Origin of the sequence: Geothrix edaphica, from assembly GCF_030268045.1 — a bacterium.
Taxonomy (GTDB): Bacteria; Acidobacteriota; Holophagae; order Holophagales; family Holophagaceae; genus Geothrix; species Geothrix edaphica.
Genome location: NZ_BSDC01000004.1, coordinates 143,257 through 159,385, shown reverse-complemented (window position 1 = coordinate 159,385; position 16,129 = coordinate 143,257). Strand labels below are relative to the sequence as shown.

Below are 16,129 nucleotides of genomic sequence, written 5' to 3'. Positions count from 1 at the left end.
GAAATCCTACCGCAGCAGATCCCGGATGGCCGCCACCGTGGGCACGTGGCCCTGGCTTTTCACCACGCCGTCCACCACGAGGCCTGGTGTGGACATCACGCCCCGGGCCACGATGTCCGGGTACTCCGTGACCTTCACCAGCGTGAAGTCCACCCCCAGCTCCTTCGCGGCCTCCTCGGCCCGCTCCGCCAGCAGCTTGCATTTGGCGCAGCCGCTGCCCAGCACTTCGATCTTCATGGCATCACCTCGTTATTAACAGGCATGAAAAACACACGCAGAGAACGCGGAGGGAAAGGAGGTACGCAGAGAAGAAAGGCCAGGCTTTCTCTGCTCACCTCTGCTTTCTCCGCGCTCTCCGCGTGGGTGGTTTCCTTTACAAGTCATAGCAGCGCGTTGAACAGGAACCCCACCAGTACGATGCCCGCCGCTACAGTGCCGAGGAAGACCGCCAGCAGCCGGGGCTTGAGCACCTTGCGGAGGATGACGGTCTCCGGCAGCGAGAGGCCCGTCACCGCCATCATGAAGGCCAGGGCCGTGCCCAGGGCCGCGCCCTTGGCCAGCAGCACCTGCACGATGGGGATGATGCCGGCGGCATTGGAATACAGAGGCACGCCGATGATCACCGCCAGGGGCACGCTCCACCAGGCGGACTTGCCCATGACGCGGGCCATCAGCTCGGCGGGCACATAGCCGTGGAGGAAGGCGCCGACGCCGATGCCCATGAGGACGTAGATCCACACCTTCCCCACGATGTCCTTCGTCGCCTGGACGGCCAGCTCCAGGCGCGCGGCGAACCCCATGGGGGTGTCGGAGGCCTTGGAGGCTTCGAAGGGGATCTCCAGGATCCAGGGCTCCAGGTGGCGCTCCATGCGGAGCTTGCCGAGGATCCAGCCCGAGACGAAGGCCACGGCCACGCCCGTCACGGTGTAGAGGAGGGCGATCCTCCAGCCGAAGAGGCCGAACAGCAGGAACAGCGCCACCTCGTTCACCATGGGGGCCGACACCAGGAAGCTGAAGGTGGCGCCCAGGGGCACGCCCACCCGAACGAAGCCGATGAAGAGCGGCACGGCCGAGCAGGAGCAGAAGGGGGTGGCGATGCCCAGCAGCGAGGCCAGCAGGTTGCTCCAGGCGCCGGTGCGCTTGGCCAGCAGATCGCGGGTGCGCTCGGGGCTGATGTAGGTCTGCACGAAGCTGACGCCCAGCACCACGGCGCCCAGGAGCATGAGCACCTTCGGGGCTTCGAAGACGAAGAAGGCCACCGCCTCGCCCAGGCGGCTGCCCGGGGCCAGGCCCAGGGTCCGGAAGGCCAGCCAGCCGGCGAGGGGCTGGAGGATCAGGTAGAGCGCGATCCAGGCCGGGAGGGCGGCCAGCAGCCACCCTCCCGATTTCCAGAAGCCCCCACCCGGCGCGGGTGCGGGCGAGGCGCAGGCACAACCTTTCGATTCCACCATCTTCTCCTCCTCAGCCGCAGCAGGTGGGGGCGCAGCAGGCCTTCCCGGTCTTGGTGGCCTCCACCTGGATGCTGACGACGGAGCTGGCCAGGAGCTCCAACTCCTCCGGGCTCATGCCCGGATAGCGCTGCTTCGCCAATGCCATCAATTCCGGCGAGAGTTCCGCCAGGCCGAAGTGCCGCTCGGAAGCCACGGCCACGCCCTGGAAGCCTGCGGCGCGAATGGCGGCCAGGTAGTCGTCCTTCAGCATGGCGCCGGAGATGCAGGCGGCGTAGGCATCCATGTCCTGGACCAGCGCTTCGGGCAGGGGCCGGGCCAGCACGAGGTCGGAGACATGGACGCGGCCGCCGGCCTTCAGCACGCGGAAGGCCTCGCGGAAGACCTTGGCCTTGTCCGGGGCGAGGTTCACCACGCAGTTGGAGAGGATCACGTCCACGCTGGCATCGTCCACGGGCAGGGCCTCGATGTCGCCCTGACGGAACTCGACGTTCCCGTAGCCGTGCTTGCGGGCCAGGGCCGTGGCCCGGGCGATCATCTCCGGCGTCATGTCCACACCGATGACGCGACCCTCGGGGCCCACGCGCTGGGCGGCGAGGAAGGCATCGAAGCCCGCGCCGGAGCCCAGGTCCAGCACAGTCTCGCCGGGCTTCAGGGCGGCCAGTGCCACGGGGTTGCCGCAGCCGAGGCCCAGGTTGGCGCCCTCGGGCACGGCGGCCAAGTCCTTCGGGTCATAGCCCACGTCCAGGCTGGCGTCGCCGGGCGCGCACCCGCAGGAAGTGGACGGACCACAGCAGCTCTGATTGTTCTTCACGAAGCCGGCGTAGCGATCTCGGACGGCGGATTTCAGGGTTTCGGGTTCCATGGTGGGGCCTTTCAGATGGAGGTCTCCCGGGACACGGTCGGTATCCACATCCCAGGACGATGGAAGGTCAGTCCCTGCGGCAGCAGGGCGAAGGTTGGGGGTCGTCCGCCGCGCCGCCGGCGCAGCAGTCCTGCCAGAGGTATTCGGTCAGCGCCCGCAGCACGCCGTAGTCGGCCCGGTAGCGGAGCGTGGTGCCTTCCCGGGCCACCAGCACCAGGCCGGCGTCGGCGAGGGTGGCCAGATGATGGCTGAGGGTGGAGGCCGGGATGTCCAGGCGCAATTGCAGCTCTCCGGCGGGCGTCCCCGCCTCGGGGCCCTGCACCAGGCGGCGCAGGATGGCCAGGCGGACCGGATGCCCAAGGGCCTTCAGCCGCTCCGCCGCCTGTTCCACACGCCCGGTCATGATCTCCTCCTGGGTTAATTCTATATTTATCGAAATAGCGTGCAAGGTCTAATTTCGATTTTTTTCGAAATTCAGGAAACCCAGCCCCGTTCCCGGCCCAGAGCCTCCAGGCGGCGGGCGATCTCGTCTCGCGCGGCCCGGAAGCGGGCCCGCAGGTTCTCGGGCGTCAGTGAAGGATCGTCGCTGGCAGGATCGGCGATGGGCCAGTGCAGGCGCTCGGCCCTGCCAAGGAAGGCGGGGCACACTTCCTCGGCGCAGAGGGTGACCACCAGATCCACGGAGGGCGGGTCAATGTCTGAAACGGGCTTCGAGGTGTGCGTCGAGGCATCGATGCCCCGCTCCGCCAGGGCCTCGATGGCGTAGGGGTTCACGCGGCTGGGCCGGCTGCCGGCGCTCTGGATGTGGAAGCCCGGGAAGATCTGGCGCGCCAGGCCTTCGCCCAGCTGGGACCGGGCGCTGTTGGCCACGCAGAGGAAGAGGATCGAGGTCATGGTCATCCCTTCAGAGCAGCCGTTCCCAGAAGCCCACATCCACCCAGGCGCCGAACTTCCAGCCGGCCTCGGTCATGTGGCCCACCTTCCGGAAACCGAGCCTCTCGTGGAGCCGCACGCTGGGCGCGTTGGGGAGACTCAGGCAACCCAAGGCCGAGTGGAAGCCGCGCTGCTTGAGCTCCACCAGCAGCGCCTCGTAGAGCGCGGCGCCGCGGCCCTTCCCGTGGTGACCATCCGCCAGGTAGATGGCGGTCTCCACGGCGAAGCGGTAGGCGTGCCGGGCCCGCCAGGTGGAGCCGTAGGCGTAGCCGAGCACCACGCCATCCTCCTCCCACACGAGCCAGGGAAACGCGGCCGTCACCTTGGCGATGCGCGCCCCCATCTCGGCCACCGAGACCGCCTCCTCCTCGAAGGTGATGATGGTCCCCCGCACATAGGGGTTGTAGATGTCGGCCAGGGCCGGGGCGTCGGTGGGCAGCACGGGGCGGATCATCGGTGGCCTTTCCGGGGGCGCAGCACGCAAGGGCACTCGCCGTGAAGGAGGGCCGCGGCGTCCGTCGCCACGGGCAGGCCCTCCTGGTCCCAGAGGAGCATGCCGCCGTTGAGGCAGGCCACCTGGGTGAAGCCGCGGTCGAGCAGCCGGTGCGCGGCTTCCTTGGTGTAGACACCCGAGCTGTCCGCCAGCAGCAGGGGGCGATCCGCGGGCAGCTCGGCGAGCAGGCCGGGGAGTTCCTCGTGGGGGATGCGGATCGTCTCGGGCACCTTGAAGGCCTTCATCTCCGCCAGCTCGTCGAGGCGGAGATCCACCAGGACGGCGCCTTCGTTCAACACGGTCAGCGCGTCCTGCGGCGCCAGGAAGCGCAGCCCCTGGATCACCATGCCCCTGCCGTCGAAGATGCCCATGGCCTACCTCTTGGCGGGATCCACCGCGGGACAGCAGCCGGCGCTGGCCAAGTCCTCCGGGCTGCCCGGATACCACTTCCCCTTCAGCCAGAGGGCCACGTTGACGAGGCCGATGAGGGCGGGCACCTCCACCAGCGGCCCGATGACGGCGGCGAAGGCCGCGCCGTGGGCGATGCCGAAGGTGGCCACGGCCACCGCGATGGCCAGCTCGAAGTTGTTGCTGGCGGCCGTGAAGCTCAGCGTGGCGCTCTGGGGATAGGTGGCGCCGGCCTTCTTGGACAGCCAGAAGCTGACCAGGAACATCACCACGAAGTAGATCAGCAGCGGGATGGCGATGCGGATGACATCGAAGGGCAGCTTCACGATGGTGTCGCCCTTGAGGCTGAACATCACCACGATGGTGAACAGCAGCGCGATGAGGGTGAGTGGGCTGATCTTCGGCACGAAGACCCGGTGGTACCAGTCCAGCCCCTTGAGCTTCCCGAGGAGGAACCGCGTGAGGAAGCCGGCGATGAAGGGAATGCCCAGGTAGATGAAGACGCTCTTCGCGATCTGGCCGATGGTGATGGCCACCACCGCGCCCTGGAGGCCCAGCTTGGCGGGCAGCACCGTGGCGAAGAACCAGGCGTACACGCTGAAGAAGAGCACCTGGAAGATGGAGTTGAAGGCCACCAGCCCCGCGCAGTATTCGGTATCGCCCTTGGCCAGGTCGTTCCATACGATGACCATGGCGATGCAGCGGGCCAGGCCGATGAGGATGAGGCCCAGCATGTACTCGGGCCGATCGCGCAGAAAGAGCACGGCCAGCCCGAACATGAGCAGGGGCCCGATGATCCAGTTCTGGAGGAGCGATAGGCCCAGCACCTTCTTGTTCCGGAAGACGAGATGCAGCTCCTCGTACTTCACCTTCGCCAGGGGCGGATACATCATCAGGATCAGGCCCGCGGCCAGGGGCACGCTGGTGGTGCCCACGTTCCAGGCGTTGATGGCGCGGTTGAAGCCGGGCACGGCGAAGCCCAGCAGCACGCCGAGCCCCATGGCCAGGAAGATCCACAGAGTCAGGAAGCGATCAAGGAAGGACAGCCGGCCCGTGGACATTTCCGTCTCCTACTTGCAGTCGCAGTCGTCGCCGCAATCGCCCTTCTGGCCGCCCGCCTCCTCGCAGGCGCAGGCGCCACCGCAGCAGCCGCCGGCGCTCTCGCCGACCAGCGCGGTCTGGGCCAGGGCCATGATCTGCGAATGGGGATCGCCCTTCACCCGCAGGGCCATGTTCACGGCCTCGATCATGTCCTCCTTGGCCACGCCCAGCTCTTCCAGGCGGCTCTGATGGGCGCGGAAGGCCCGCTCGGCATTGGAGCCGATGGCGGCGCCCAGGGCGATGAGGTTGAGGGTGATCTCGCTGAGACCGGTGGTTTCAGTCTCGGGCTGGGCCTGGGTCTGGGAGGTCATGCGTGCTCCTTGGAACTGCGTGAGGGGGGACAGGCGACGGGATCGCAGGTGTCGCAGCGCAGGGCGCGGGCCTGGGCGCGGTCGCGGGAAAGCTCGGCCTCGGCCCCGGCCATGAGGGGCCACAGGGCCTCCAGCAGGGGGCGGACGGAGGCCTCGTCGGAGAGGGCCACGTGGACCCAGCGGCCCACCTTCCATTCCCGCACCAGGCCCGTCCGGCGCAGGCCCGTGAGGTGCTCGGACACGGTGGAGGGCGCCAGGCCCAGCACCTCGGCCACCTCGCAGACGCAGAGCTCCCCCGCGTGCAGCAGCGCGAGGATGCGCAGGCGCACGGGGTGGGCCAGGGTCTTGAGGGTGTCCACGAGGGGACGGAGGGGGTCTGAGGTCATTTCGTTATTTCCCGAAACATCGTCATCATACCGCCCCAGCCCCCGCTTGCCATACCTCGTTTTTTGATGTTTTCTGGAGCCAGCCTTCCCATCAGGAGTTCCCATGCCGCGGATTCCCGCCGCCCTGTTCGGGCTGACCCTGGCCGCCCTCCTCCAGGCCCAGTCGCCTTTTGCGGCCGCTCCACCGGCCCCTTCGCCCGTGCCGGTGCTGAAGGACTACCCGGACACCCCCGCCGGCAAGCTGCTGCGCGAGATCAAGGAGCACACCGAAGTGGTCGCCCGGGTGGAGCACCTGTGCGACGTCATCGGCCCCCGCCTCACGGGCTCGGAGCAGCTGCGGCAGGCCCAGGCCTGGGCCATGGCCGAGATGAAGCGGCTCGGCGCGGTGAATGTCCATGAGGAGGCCTACGACTTCGGCCTGGCCTGGACGCGCGGAGTGGACAGCGCCCGCCTGCTCACCCACAACCGCCTCCGCTTCCGGGTGGACCAGCTGGCCTGGACCCCGGGGACCAAGGGCCTCGTGAAGGGTGACCTGCTCCTGGTGGACGCCCGGAACCTGGAAGAGCTGAAGGCCTTCAAGGGACAGCTGAAGGGCCGGATCCTGCTGCGCACCAACCCCGACGACAAGCGCCCGCCCCTGTCCCGCCGCGGCGGCGGGTTCGAGACCTACCAGGCGGAACAGGCGGCCATGACGCAGTTCCTCCTCGACGAAGGCGCCCTGGCCACCCTGTCCATGTCCGGTCGGAAGAACGGCCTCAGCTTCACCAGCGGAGGCGCCGGTCGCGACCCGAAAAAGCTCGCGCTCCCCGCGGCCTACGCGCCCCAGGAGCCCTACCGGATGTTGCTGCGCCTGCTGGCGCGGAAGGAGCCGGTGACGCTCGAACTGTCCCTGGGTGGCACCTTCTCCGCAGCTCCGGTGCAGGCCTACAACGTCGTGGGCGAGATCCCCGGCCGGGAGCAGCCCGGTGAAGTCGTCGTCGTGGGCGGGCACCTGGACAGCTGGGACCTGGGCACCGGCGCCACGGACAACGCCACGGGCAGCTCCGTCGCCCTGGAGGTGCTGCGCGCCTTCCAGGCCACGGGCCTCAAGCCCCGCCGGACCCTGCGGGTGATCCTCTGGAGCGGCGAGGAGCAGGGCCTGCTGGGCTCCCGCGCCTATGTCGAAGCCCACAAGGCCGAGCTGGACGCCATCCAGGCCGTGCTGGTCGATGACATGGGCACGGGCATGGTGCAGGGCTTCACCCTGCAGGGGCGCGAGAACTGTCGTCGCCTCATGGCCCAGGCCATCGCCCCCCTGAACGACCTGGGCGTGAAGGAGCTCTCCCTCCGCGTCATGGGCAGCACGGACCATGCCCCCTTTGACCGGGCCGGGGTGCCGGCTTTCGCCGCCATCCAGGAACCCGTGGACTACTTCCTCGGCACCCACCACAGCCAGATGGACTACCCGGACCACCTGGTGCCGGACCAGCTGGTTCAGGGCGCCCAGGCCATGGCCGTCACCGCCTGGGAGCTGGCGGAGATGCCGGCCCGGCTGCCGCACGGGCGGGTGGCCCTGCCCGTCACGGGCGCCGTGAACCCTTCCGCGCCGCGCTGATCCCCGTCAGCTGGCCTGGGGTGCGCCCCCCGCCTCACGGCCCAGCAGGGCCTCGGCCTGATCCAGGGCCGAGGCCGGGCCGCTCAGGGCCAGCAGGTCCCCGGGCTGAAGCTGGGCCTCGGGCCGCGGCTCCAGGAGGTGGCCCTCCCGCAGCAGGGCCACCAGGGCCACACCGGACCCGCCGGGCAGGTCCAGGTCCCCCAGGCTGCGCCCCAGGGAGGGGCAGCGGGGGCCGATGCGGAGGGTGCGCCAGCCCCCGGCCGGAGCAGCGCCGGCGAGCTCGGGCGCGCCCCAGGGATCCCGGGCGTCCTCGCCCATCCACTCGGCACCCGCCGCCAGGTCCTTCTGGAGGCCCCGGGCCCGGCGCCAGATCAGCAGGGGGACGGCCAGGGCCGCGGCGGCGCCCAGCGCCCCCAGGGAGGCCAGGGGGATGAGGGCCAGCACGGCGGCCAGCACGGGCAGGCCCGTGAGCAGGAGCACGCCGAGGCGCAGGCCCGTGCGGAAGGCCCGGCGGGTGTCGGGCCGGGTGCCGAGCCCGCCGGGGCCCGGCAGGTCCAGCAGGCGCTCCGCCAGGACCCGGCTGCGGCGAAGCATCCGGCTCACCAGCAGGGCCACCAGGCTCGCCGCCGCCAGCAGCACCGCCCCCTGGGCCAGGGTATGTCCGAGGGTGCCACGCCCTTCGAGCCAGGCCGCGCCCAGCCGCATCACCCGCGGCGCGAGGGCGCCCACCAGGCCGATGAGGATGGCATCCAGCAGCAGGCGCAGGAAGGTCCGCCGCGCCGCGGCGCCCGGGGCCTTGCGGAGGGCCGGGGCCCGCAGGGCCGCGGCCCAGGACTGGTAGAGACCCAGGTAGGTCTTCAGGGCCGCGGGCAGGTGCCGCTCCACGAGGCGGGCCGCGGGCTCCCCGGCGGACAGCAGGGCCGGCGTGGTCAGGGCCGTGGCCACGCAGATGGCCGCGAGGAGCGCATAGCGGGAGGGATCCACCACGCCCAGGCCGATGCCGGCGCTGAGGAGGATGAAGCCGAACTCCCCCACCTGGCCGAGGGCCAGACCGGCCCGCACCCCGAGGGCCAGGGGCAGGCCCGCCAGGGTGGCCCCCACGGTGACGGCGGCCGCGTTCACGGTGATGACCAGGGCGGAGAAGAGCAGCACCAGGTGCCAGTCGCGCACCACGACCCCGGGTTCCATCAGCATGCCCACCGCCACGAAGAACATGGCTGCGAAGAGGTCCCGCAGGGGATGGACCAGGTGCTCCACCTTGCGGCCCCGGCCCGATTCGCAGATCAGCATGCCGGCGACGAAGGCCCCCATGGCCACGGAGAAGCCCGCCCAGGCCGCCAGCTGGGCCAGCCCGAAGCAGAGCCCCGCCGCCACCACCAGCAGCACCTCGTCCCGGGCATGGTCCGCCACCCAGCGCACGGCGCGGGGCACCACCAGCCGCCCCACCCCCACCAGCACCGCGAGGAACACTGCCAGCTTCAGCAGCGTGCCCGCGATGGCCCCGGCGCTGGGGCCGCCCAGGGAGGCCGCCGCCGTGAGGGCCGCCAGCAGCAGCACCGCGTGGAGATCCTCCACCAGGAGGACGCCCAGCACGGTCTCCTTCAGCGGGCCCCGGATGCCCCGCTCGTCGAAGAGCTTGGCGAGGATCATGGTGGAGGCGATGGCCAGGCTGGCGCCGAAGAAGGCGCTCTCCAGCGGAGTCCATCCCAGCAGCCGGGCCACCAGGAACCCCGCCACCAGCTGGGTGCCCACCTGGAGGGTGCCCGTGAGCAGGGCGGGCGGGCCCGCATGGAACAGCTTCGGCAGGCTGAACTCCAGGCCGATGGTGAACATCAGCAGGATGACGCCCAGCTCGCCCATCAGCCGCACATTGCCCAGGTCCGCCACCAGCGGCACGGGCACGTGGGGCCCCACGATCATGCCCGCCAGGAGGTACCCCAGGACCGCGGGCTGCTTCAGCTTCTGGAACAGCACCGAGGTCAGCGCCGCGACCCCGAGCACCATGGCCAGGTCCAGCAGGAGGCGGGCGTGCCCTTCCAAGGCCTCAGCCCTTGGCCAGCCGCGTGAGGGTCTCCAGGGCGTCCGAGGGGCCCATCACCAGCAGCTCGTCCCCGGCCTGGAAGCGCTCTTCGCCCGAGGGGTTGAACTGCAACCTCGAGCCGGGATGGACCAGGCCCACCAGCAGGGAACCCGTGGCGTGGCGCAGGCGGGCCTCCCGCATGGTCTGCCCCACCAGGGCGGATCCCGGCGCGATGGCGATGCGCTCCAGGCCCAGCTCGAACTGCTCCTGCTGGAGCACGATGTCGAAGAAGTTCATCATCTCGGGCTTGAGCAGCAGGCCGGCCATGCGGCGCCCGCCGATCTCATAGGGGCTCACGATGTGGTCGGCCCCCGCGGCCCTGAGCTGGCGCTCGGTGCCCAGCTTGGCACTGCGGGCCACCACGGGCAGGTCGGGGCGCAGCTGCTTCACGGTGAGCGTCACCAGCACGTTGTCGGCATCGGTGGTGAGGGCCGTGATGAGGCCCCGGGCCGAGCGGATCCCGGCACGCTCCAGCACGAGCTCCTCCATGGCGTTGCCGTAGAGGATCAGCTCGCCCGCGAAGCGGGGGCTGCGGCCCTTGGTCTCGTCCTGCTCGATGATGACGAAGGGGATGCCGGCCTTCTTCAGCTCCCAGGCGGCCTGGAAGCCCATCTTCCCGAAGCCGCAGACGATGATGTGGTCCTTCAGGTCGTCCAGGCGTTTCTGCATGCGGCGCTCCATGATGTAGCCCTTGAGGTCCCCCTCCAGGAGCAGGGCGGTCAGGTTCGAGATGGCATAGGTGGCTACGCCCAGGCCCACGACCAGGTAGAAGATCGTGAAGAGCTTCGTCCGGGCGTTCACCTCGCCCAGTTCCCGGAAGCCCACCGTGAACAGGGTGGTGATGGCCATGTAGAGGCTGTCGAGGGGGTCGAGGTGCGACAGCCAGTGGTAGCCGAGCCCCCCGCACACGATGACCGCCACCAGCAGGGCCAAGGTGTAGCGCAGGCGCCGCATCGGGCCGTCCTGCCGCGCGTCCCGCGCCTCGGGAAACGGCGCCCCGGCCTTCAACTCAGCCGCCGATACCGGGCTTGATGGCGAAGTTGGCGGTGCTGTGGGCCACCAGGTGCTCGCCGCAGGTGAGCCGACAGGCGAGGATGCCGCTGCGGCCGGAGATCCGCACCACCTGGGCCTCGCCGCGCACCTCGCCCCGGGCGGGCTCCAGGTAGCGGATGTGGAGGTCGGAGGTGGCGAAGGGCATGGCCCCGTCGAAGGCCGTGCTGAGGGCGAGGGCGCTCACCATGTCGGCGATGGTGGCCAGCACGCCGCCATTCACCGTGCCTCGCGTGCCGTTGATCACGGCCTTGGTAGGCTGGAGCACCATCACGGCCACGCCGGGCGCCACCGATTCGATGGTGAGCCCCCAGCCGCTGATGAGGGGCCAGGGGTGGAATCGCGTGCGCAGACGCTCCAGGAGATCCGGAGCGAGGGTCTCGGGGATCTGCGGCTTGGCCATGGCCCAGGATAGCTCCAAACTCCGCGCGTCACGACGAAGGATCCCCGCTTTCACGGCGCCGTCACCCGGCCATGGGGCAATGGTCGTGGAGGATCCCCATGTCCCTGCGCGACCTCGCCGCCCCGCTCCTGCTCCTGCTCGGACTGGCCTGCCAGCCGCCGGCGGAGACCCCCGCCAGGCCCCCGGCGGCGGCTCCACCCGCCGCGAAGGAAGTGATCCTTCCCGCCTACACGGCCGAGCACCCCGTGGCCGGCGAGCTGAAGAGCGTGGGCTCGGATTCCATGGAGCCCCTCATGGTGCTCTGGGGCGAGGACTTCAGGAATTTCCACCCCCGCATCTCCACCCGCTTCCTCTGCAAAGGCTCCGCCACGGCCCCCAAGGCCCTCATCGAGGGCAGCGCCCTCATGGGCCAGATGAGCCGCGAGATGAACGACGCGGAACTGGCGGCCTTCCAGGCCAAGTACGGCTACGCGCCCACGCGCATCCCCGTGGCGGTGGATGCCCTGGTGGTCTACGTCAACGCCAACAACCCCATCAAGCAGCTCCGCATGGAGGAGATCGACGCCATCTTCTCCACCACCCGCAAGGGCGGCGCGAAGCGCGACATCCAGCGCTGGGGGGAGCTCGGCCTCGGGGGCGACTGGAAGCAGCGGGACATCCAGGCCTACGGTCGCGACGAGAACTCCGGCACCCGCGCCTTCTTCCGGGAGCACGTCATGAAGAAGGGCGACTTCAAGCCCGGCGTGAAGGCCTTCCTGGACCAGTTCGCGGTGGTGGAGGCCCCGGCGGTGGATGGCGGCGGCATCAGCTACGGCCCGCTCCAGTACGCCAACCGCATGGTGAGGGGCGTGCCCGTGGCCTCCTTCGGCAGCGACCATGCCGTGGAGCCCACCCTCGAAAGCATCCAGAACGCCACCTACCCCCTGACCCGCTTCCTCTACATCTACGTGAACAAGGCCCCCGGCCGCGCCCTGGACCCCGCCGTGAAGGAGTTCCTCCACTTCGTGCTGTCCCGCGAGGGCCAGGCGGCGGTGGCCAGCTTCGGCGCCGTGGCCATCCCCGGCGACCTCGCGGCCATGGGCGCGGGCAAGCTGAACTGAGGCCCCCATGCTCCCGACCCTGCCCCTGCTGGCCCTCCTCCACGCTCCCGGCCCCGCACCCGCGGCGGTCCCGACCCCGGTGCCGGTGCGGAGCCTCCGCCTCCCCGAGCCGGCGAGGACCGTGGCCAGCCCTGCCGAGATCCGCCTCCGGCCGGACGGGGAGGCCTACGCCGTGCGCCCCGGCGTCCGGCTCGAGGCCCGCCTGGAGGGCGATCTGGTGGAGCCGTCCACGGATCCGGGCCGCACCCTCCTCCGCGTGACCCTGCGCGCCCCGCTGCGGGCCCAGAACGGATGGACCGTGCTCCTCCCCATCGGGACCCAGCTGGTGGGCCAGGTCCACCTGCTGCGCGGCGACTACCGCTTCGTGGACTTCCAGTCGCTGCTCCTGCCCGACGGGCGGGCCCTGGCCGCGCCGGAGGGGAGCTTCCGCCTGGGCCCGGGCCCCAGCCTGGCCCTCCAGAGCGGAGGCCCCGTGGCCCTCACGGTGGCCCGGCCCCTGCGGGTGGAGGCCTTCGGCCGCTGATCCGCGCTTCCGCTCAGAGCTTCAGCACGCCCTTGAGCGTCTCGGCCATGTCCTGGAAGACCTTGGTCTGGGGGCTGTGAGGGTGCTCCGCCACGAAGGGCTTGCCGCTGTCCCCGCCCTCGCGGATGGCCAGGTCGATGGGCACCTCGCCCAGGAAGGGCAGCTCCATGCGGATGGCCGCGGCCTTCACCCCGCCGTGGCCGAAGATCTGGGTCTCCTTCCCGCAGCCGGGGCAGATGAAGCTGCTCATGTTCTCGATGATGCCGAGCACGGGCACCTTCACCGTGCCGAACATCCCGATGGCCTTCTTGGCATCGAGGAAGGCCACGTCCTGCGGGGTGCTGACGATGACCGCGCCGTCCACCTGGGCGTTCTGGATGAGGGTGAGCTGCACGTCGCCGGTGCCGGGCGGCAGGTCGATGAGCAGCACGTCGAGATCGCCCCAGGCCACGTCCTTCAGGAACTGCTGGAGGGCCTTGTTGAGCATGGCGCCGCGCCAGATGACGGGCCGGTCCTCCTCGATGAGCAGGCCCATGGACATGACCTTGATGCCGAACTTCTCGAGGGGCAGGATCTGGCCCTCCGGCGTGCCCAGGGGCGAGTCCTTCAGGCCCAGCATCATGGGGATGGAGGGGCCGTAGATGTCCGAGTCCAGCAGGCCCACCTTGAGGCCCTGCTCCGCCAGGGCGATGGCGAGGTTCACCGTGACCGTGCTCTTGCCCACGCCGCCCTTGCCCGAGCCCACCACCACGCAGCGCTTGATGCCGGGGATGAGGTTCTTGAACTCCACCTGGGCCGTCTTCTCCCAGCCGATCTCGATGTCCACGTCCGTGACCCCGGGCTGCTGGCGGATCAGCCCCTCCAGGGCCTCCTTGATGGCCGCCACGCGGTCCCGGTAGGCGTCCATGAGCTGGAGCAGCACCGTCACCTTGCCCTCGGTGACATCAATGCCCTTCACCGCCTTCAGGTTCGTGAGTGTGGCACTGGTTCCGGGGACGACATAGGCGTTGAGGGCTTCGAACAGGGCGGCGCGGCTGATCTTGGTCATGCGTGTCTCCAGCCCATTAGTTTGCCACGGGGAATGAATGGCTGACATGTTGAAGCGCCGCACCGTTTCCTCTCTGGGCTGGTTGGAGTCCAAGCCGAGGCGAGGTCTCCTCGCCTCGGCACGGGGGTCCGGGGGTGTGCGCGCAGCGCGGGACCCCCGGAGAGCATCAAATATCCGGGTCCAACGGCCCCAGCTTCTGGGTCAGGGCGCCCACGCCGCTGGCGAGCAGGGTGTGCTCGTAGATGCGGAGCTGGCTGCGGAGGGGCGGGTCCTGGGGGTCCAGGCCCCGGCGGAGCACGTCGCCCTCGGGCCCGAGCACACGGCCCTTCAGGGTGTCGTGCAGCTGGAGCTCGACCATCTCCATCACCTGGGCCGCCAGCAGGGGATCCACCAGGGGGAAGGCCAGCTCCACCCGGCGGTCGAGGTTGCGGGGCATGAGGTCGGCGCTGGAGAGCAGCGTCTCCGGCTCGCCGTCATTGGCGAAGTGGTAGATGCGGGCATGCTCCAGGAAGCGGTCCAGGATGGACAGGGCCCGGATGTTCTCCGACAGACCCGGCGCGCCGGGGCGCAGGCAGCAGGTGCCCCGCACGATGAGATCCACCCTCACGCCCTCCCGGCTCGCCTCGTAGAGCAGCTGGATGAGCTGGGGATCCACCAGGGCGTTCATCTTGAGCACCATGCGGGCGGGCCGGCCCTTCTGGGCATGGCCGATCTCCCGCTGGATGCGGGCCTTGAGGGCCTTCTTCAGGTACTGGGGGGCCAGCAGGATCTGGTGGAACCGGGGCGGACGCGTGTAGCCCGTGAGCATGTTGAACAGGTTCGAGAGGTCCTCGCCGAACTCTGGCCGGGCCGTCAGCAGGCCCAGGTCCGAATAGAGCCGGCTGGTGCGCTCGTTGTAGTTGCCCGTGCCCAGGTGGCAGTAGCGCTTGATGCCGCCCGCCTCCTGCCGCACCACGAGACAGGCCTTGCAGTGGATCTTGTGGTTGGGCAGGCCGTAGACCACATGCACGCCGGTCTTCTCCAGGCGCCGGGCCCAGGCGATGTTGGCGGCCTCGTCGAAGCGCGCCCGCAGCTCCACGATGGCGGCCACCTGCTTGCCGCGCTCCGCCGCGCGCTCCAGGGCCGCCGCCACGGGGCTGCTTGCCGTCACCCGATAGAGGGTCATCTTGATGGCCAGGACCTTGGGATCTTCCGCGGCCTCGCGCACGAACCGCACCACGCTGTCGTCGAAGCTCTGGTACGGGTGGTGCAGCAGGATGTCGTTCCGGGAGATGGCGTCGAAGATGCTGCCGGACTGGTCGAGCTGGGGCACGGGCAGGGGCGGCAGGGGCGTGTCCTTGAGGTGGGGCAGGTCCAGCTGGCCGCAGAGCTGCATCAGGTCCGAGAAGGCCGTCAGCCCGAGGCTCGGATAGAGATCCTCGGGACTCAGCTCCATCTCCTCGATGAGCAGATCCAGCACCTTGGCCGACAGGCCGTGCTCGTACTGGAGGCGGACCACGGCCCCGCGGCGGCGGTCGCGGAGGCTCTCCTCCACGGTCTTGAGCAGGTCCTCGGAGGGGTCCTCCTCCACCGGCAGATCCGAATCGCGCGTCACCCGGATGGCATGGCAGCTCTTCACCGTGTAGCCCAGGAAGAGGCGGGACAGGTGGTGCCGCACCACATCCTCGAGCATCACGAAGCTGTGGGCCCCGGGCGCCGAGGGCACCCGCAGGAACCGCGAAGCCAGCCCCGTGGGGACGTGGATGAAGGAGAGCTCCGAGGCGGGCAGGTCCCCGTCCAGCAGGTCTTCGTCCGGTTCCAGCTCCACCACCAGCACCAGCGCCCGGTTGCCCAGGCGGGGGAAGGGGTGCCCCGTGTCCACGGCCAGGGGCGTGATGAGGGGCAGGAGGCTGCGCTCGAAGTAGTCCAGGACGAACGCCTCCTGCTGCCGATCCATGGCCCTGGGATCCAGGATGCGGATGCCCGCGGCCTCCAGCTGGGGCTCGAGGATGGCGTGGAAGAGCTCGTGCTGCCGGGCGGAATAGGCATGGATCCGCGAGGCCACCCGCTCCAGGAGCTGGCGGGGCGTGAGCCCGTCCGGGCCCGGCTGGCTGATGCCCGCGTCGATCTGCCGCCAGATGCCGGCCACCCGCACCATGAAGAACTCATCCCAGTTGCTGGAGACGATGCTGAGGAACTTGACGCGCTCCAGCAGGGGCACGGTGGGGTCCTCGGCCTCCTCCATCACCCGCGCGTTGAAGTCCAGCCAGCTCAGCTCGCGGTTGAGCAGTTCCTCGGGACGGGGGATGGGATGGAACATGGAAGCAGGATAATCCCGGCCCGGGATGGGCCGCCGGGAAGATCCCTCTTTGGTTCCGGGCCTTTTTCAGGCAGAATCGATGGTTCG

General features: G+C 69.8%; 18 protein-coding genes. 3 read left to right on the top strand and 15 right to left on the bottom strand.

Annotated features, from left to right (window positions below; genetic code table 11):
• Positions 1 to 6: 6 nt before the first annotated feature.
• The 10 genes from QSJ30_RS14105 to QSJ30_RS14060 all read right to left on the bottom strand — a co-directional run bounded on the left by QSJ30_RS14105 (position 7) and on the right by QSJ30_RS14060 (position 5,945).
• Positions 7 to 237 carry a thioredoxin family protein gene (locus QSJ30_RS14105; RefSeq protein ID WP_285610291.1) on the bottom strand — a complete coding sequence of 77 codons (231 nt, stop codon included), beginning with the start codon at positions 235 to 237 and terminating at the stop codon, positions 7 to 9.
• 143 nt (positions 238 to 380) lie between these two features.
• The gene (locus QSJ30_RS14100) at positions 381 to 1,451 is read right to left on the bottom strand and encodes a permease (RefSeq protein WP_285610289.1); all 1,071 of its coding nucleotides are present in this window, start codon (positions 1,449 to 1,451) and stop codon (positions 381 to 383) included.
• Positions 1,452 to 1,461: 10 nt separating this feature from the next.
• Positions 1,462 to 2,313 carry an arsenite methyltransferase gene (arsM, locus tag QSJ30_RS14095; RefSeq protein ID WP_285610287.1) on the bottom strand — a complete coding sequence of 284 codons (852 nt, stop codon included), beginning with the start codon at positions 2,311 to 2,313 and terminating at the stop codon, positions 1,462 to 1,464.
• 67 nt (positions 2,314 to 2,380) lie between these two features.
• Entirely contained in the window at positions 2,381 to 2,716 is a 336-nt protein-coding gene (locus QSJ30_RS14090) for an ArsR/SmtB family transcription factor (protein ID WP_285610285.1), read from the bottom strand.
• A 71-nt stretch (positions 2,717 to 2,787) separates the two neighbouring features.
• The gene (locus tag QSJ30_RS14085; RefSeq protein WP_285610284.1) at positions 2,788 to 3,213 is read right to left on the bottom strand and encodes an arsenate reductase ArsC; all 426 of its coding nucleotides are present in this window, start codon (positions 3,211 to 3,213) and stop codon (positions 2,788 to 2,790) included.
• 4 nt (positions 3,214 to 3,217) lie between these two features.
• Entirely contained in the window at positions 3,218 to 3,700 is a 483-nt protein-coding gene (locus tag QSJ30_RS14080) for an arsinothricin resistance N-acetyltransferase ArsN1 family B (RefSeq protein ID WP_285610282.1), read from the bottom strand.
• Entirely contained in the window at positions 3,697 to 4,110 is a 414-nt protein-coding gene (locus tag QSJ30_RS14075) for a rhodanese-like domain-containing protein (RefSeq protein WP_285610280.1), read from the bottom strand. The genes QSJ30_RS14080 and QSJ30_RS14075 overlap by 4 nt, the downstream gene beginning before the upstream one ends.
• Positions 4,111 to 4,113: 3 nt before the next feature.
• On the bottom strand, positions 4,114 to 5,208 hold the full coding sequence (arsB, locus tag QSJ30_RS14070) for an ACR3 family arsenite efflux transporter (protein ID WP_285610278.1): 1,095 nt from the start codon (positions 5,206 to 5,208) through the stop codon (positions 4,114 to 4,116).
• Positions 5,209 to 5,217: 9 nt separating this feature from the next.
• On the bottom strand, positions 5,218 to 5,559 hold the full coding sequence (locus tag QSJ30_RS14065) for a hypothetical protein (protein ID WP_285610276.1): 342 nt from the start codon (positions 5,557 to 5,559) through the stop codon (positions 5,218 to 5,220).
• The gene (locus tag QSJ30_RS14060; RefSeq protein ID WP_285610274.1) at positions 5,556 to 5,945 is read right to left on the bottom strand and encodes an ArsR/SmtB family transcription factor; all 390 of its coding nucleotides are present in this window, start codon (positions 5,943 to 5,945) and stop codon (positions 5,556 to 5,558) included. The genes QSJ30_RS14065 and QSJ30_RS14060 overlap by 4 nt, the downstream gene beginning before the upstream one ends.
• 103 nt (positions 5,946 to 6,048) lie before the next feature.
• Between QSJ30_RS14060 and QSJ30_RS14055 the strand changes: the two genes are divergently transcribed.
• Positions 6,049 to 7,539 (top strand): M20/M25/M40 family metallo-hydrolase, encoded by a 1,491-nt coding sequence (locus QSJ30_RS14055; RefSeq protein ID WP_285610272.1) that lies wholly within the window; start codon positions 6,049 to 6,051, stop codon positions 7,537 to 7,539.
• Positions 7,540 to 7,545: 6 nt separating this feature from the next.
• Here the strand turns inward: QSJ30_RS14055 and QSJ30_RS14050 are convergent, their stop codons facing one another.
• From QSJ30_RS14050 to QSJ30_RS14040, 3 genes are read right to left on the bottom strand one after another with little or no spacing between them, the layout of a single operon-like run.
• Complete coding sequence (locus tag QSJ30_RS14050; protein WP_285610270.1) at positions 7,546 to 9,579, bottom strand: cation:proton antiporter; 2,034 nt, start codon at positions 9,577 to 9,579, stop codon at positions 7,546 to 7,548.
• A gap of 4 nt (positions 9,580 to 9,583) precedes the next feature.
• Positions 9,584 to 10,573 (bottom strand): potassium channel family protein, encoded by a 990-nt coding sequence (locus QSJ30_RS14045; protein ID WP_285610268.1) that lies wholly within the window; start codon positions 10,571 to 10,573, stop codon positions 9,584 to 9,586.
• A gap of 55 nt (positions 10,574 to 10,628) precedes the next feature.
• Complete coding sequence (locus QSJ30_RS14040; RefSeq protein ID WP_285610265.1) at positions 10,629 to 11,072, bottom strand: PaaI family thioesterase; 444 nt, start codon at positions 11,070 to 11,072, stop codon at positions 10,629 to 10,631.
• Between the two features lie 98 nt (positions 11,073 to 11,170).
• Here QSJ30_RS14040 and QSJ30_RS14035 point away from each other — a divergent pair, with 98 nt between their 5' ends.
• Together QSJ30_RS14035 and QSJ30_RS14030 are read left to right on the top strand one after the other, a co-directional pair.
• Complete coding sequence (locus QSJ30_RS14035) at positions 11,171 to 12,172, top strand: PstS family phosphate ABC transporter substrate-binding protein (RefSeq protein ID WP_285610263.1); 1,002 nt, start codon at positions 11,171 to 11,173, stop codon at positions 12,170 to 12,172.
• Positions 12,173 to 12,179: 7 nt separating this feature from the next.
• Complete coding sequence (locus QSJ30_RS14030; protein WP_285610261.1) at positions 12,180 to 12,695, top strand: hypothetical protein; 516 nt, start codon at positions 12,180 to 12,182, stop codon at positions 12,693 to 12,695.
• Between the two features lie 13 nt (positions 12,696 to 12,708).
• Here QSJ30_RS14030 and QSJ30_RS14025 read toward each other — a convergent pair whose 3' ends face one another.
• Together QSJ30_RS14025 and ppk1 are read right to left on the bottom strand one after the other, a co-directional pair.
• A complete protein-coding gene (locus QSJ30_RS14025) occupies positions 12,709 to 13,743 on the bottom strand; it encodes an Mrp/NBP35 family ATP-binding protein (RefSeq protein WP_285610259.1) in 1,035 nt (344 codons plus the stop codon).
• Between the two features lie 166 nt (positions 13,744 to 13,909).
• On the bottom strand, positions 13,910 to 16,042 hold the full coding sequence (gene ppk1 / locus QSJ30_RS14020) for a polyphosphate kinase 1 (protein WP_285610257.1): 2,133 nt from the start codon (positions 16,040 to 16,042) through the stop codon (positions 13,910 to 13,912).
• Positions 16,043 to 16,129 lie beyond the last annotated feature (87 nt).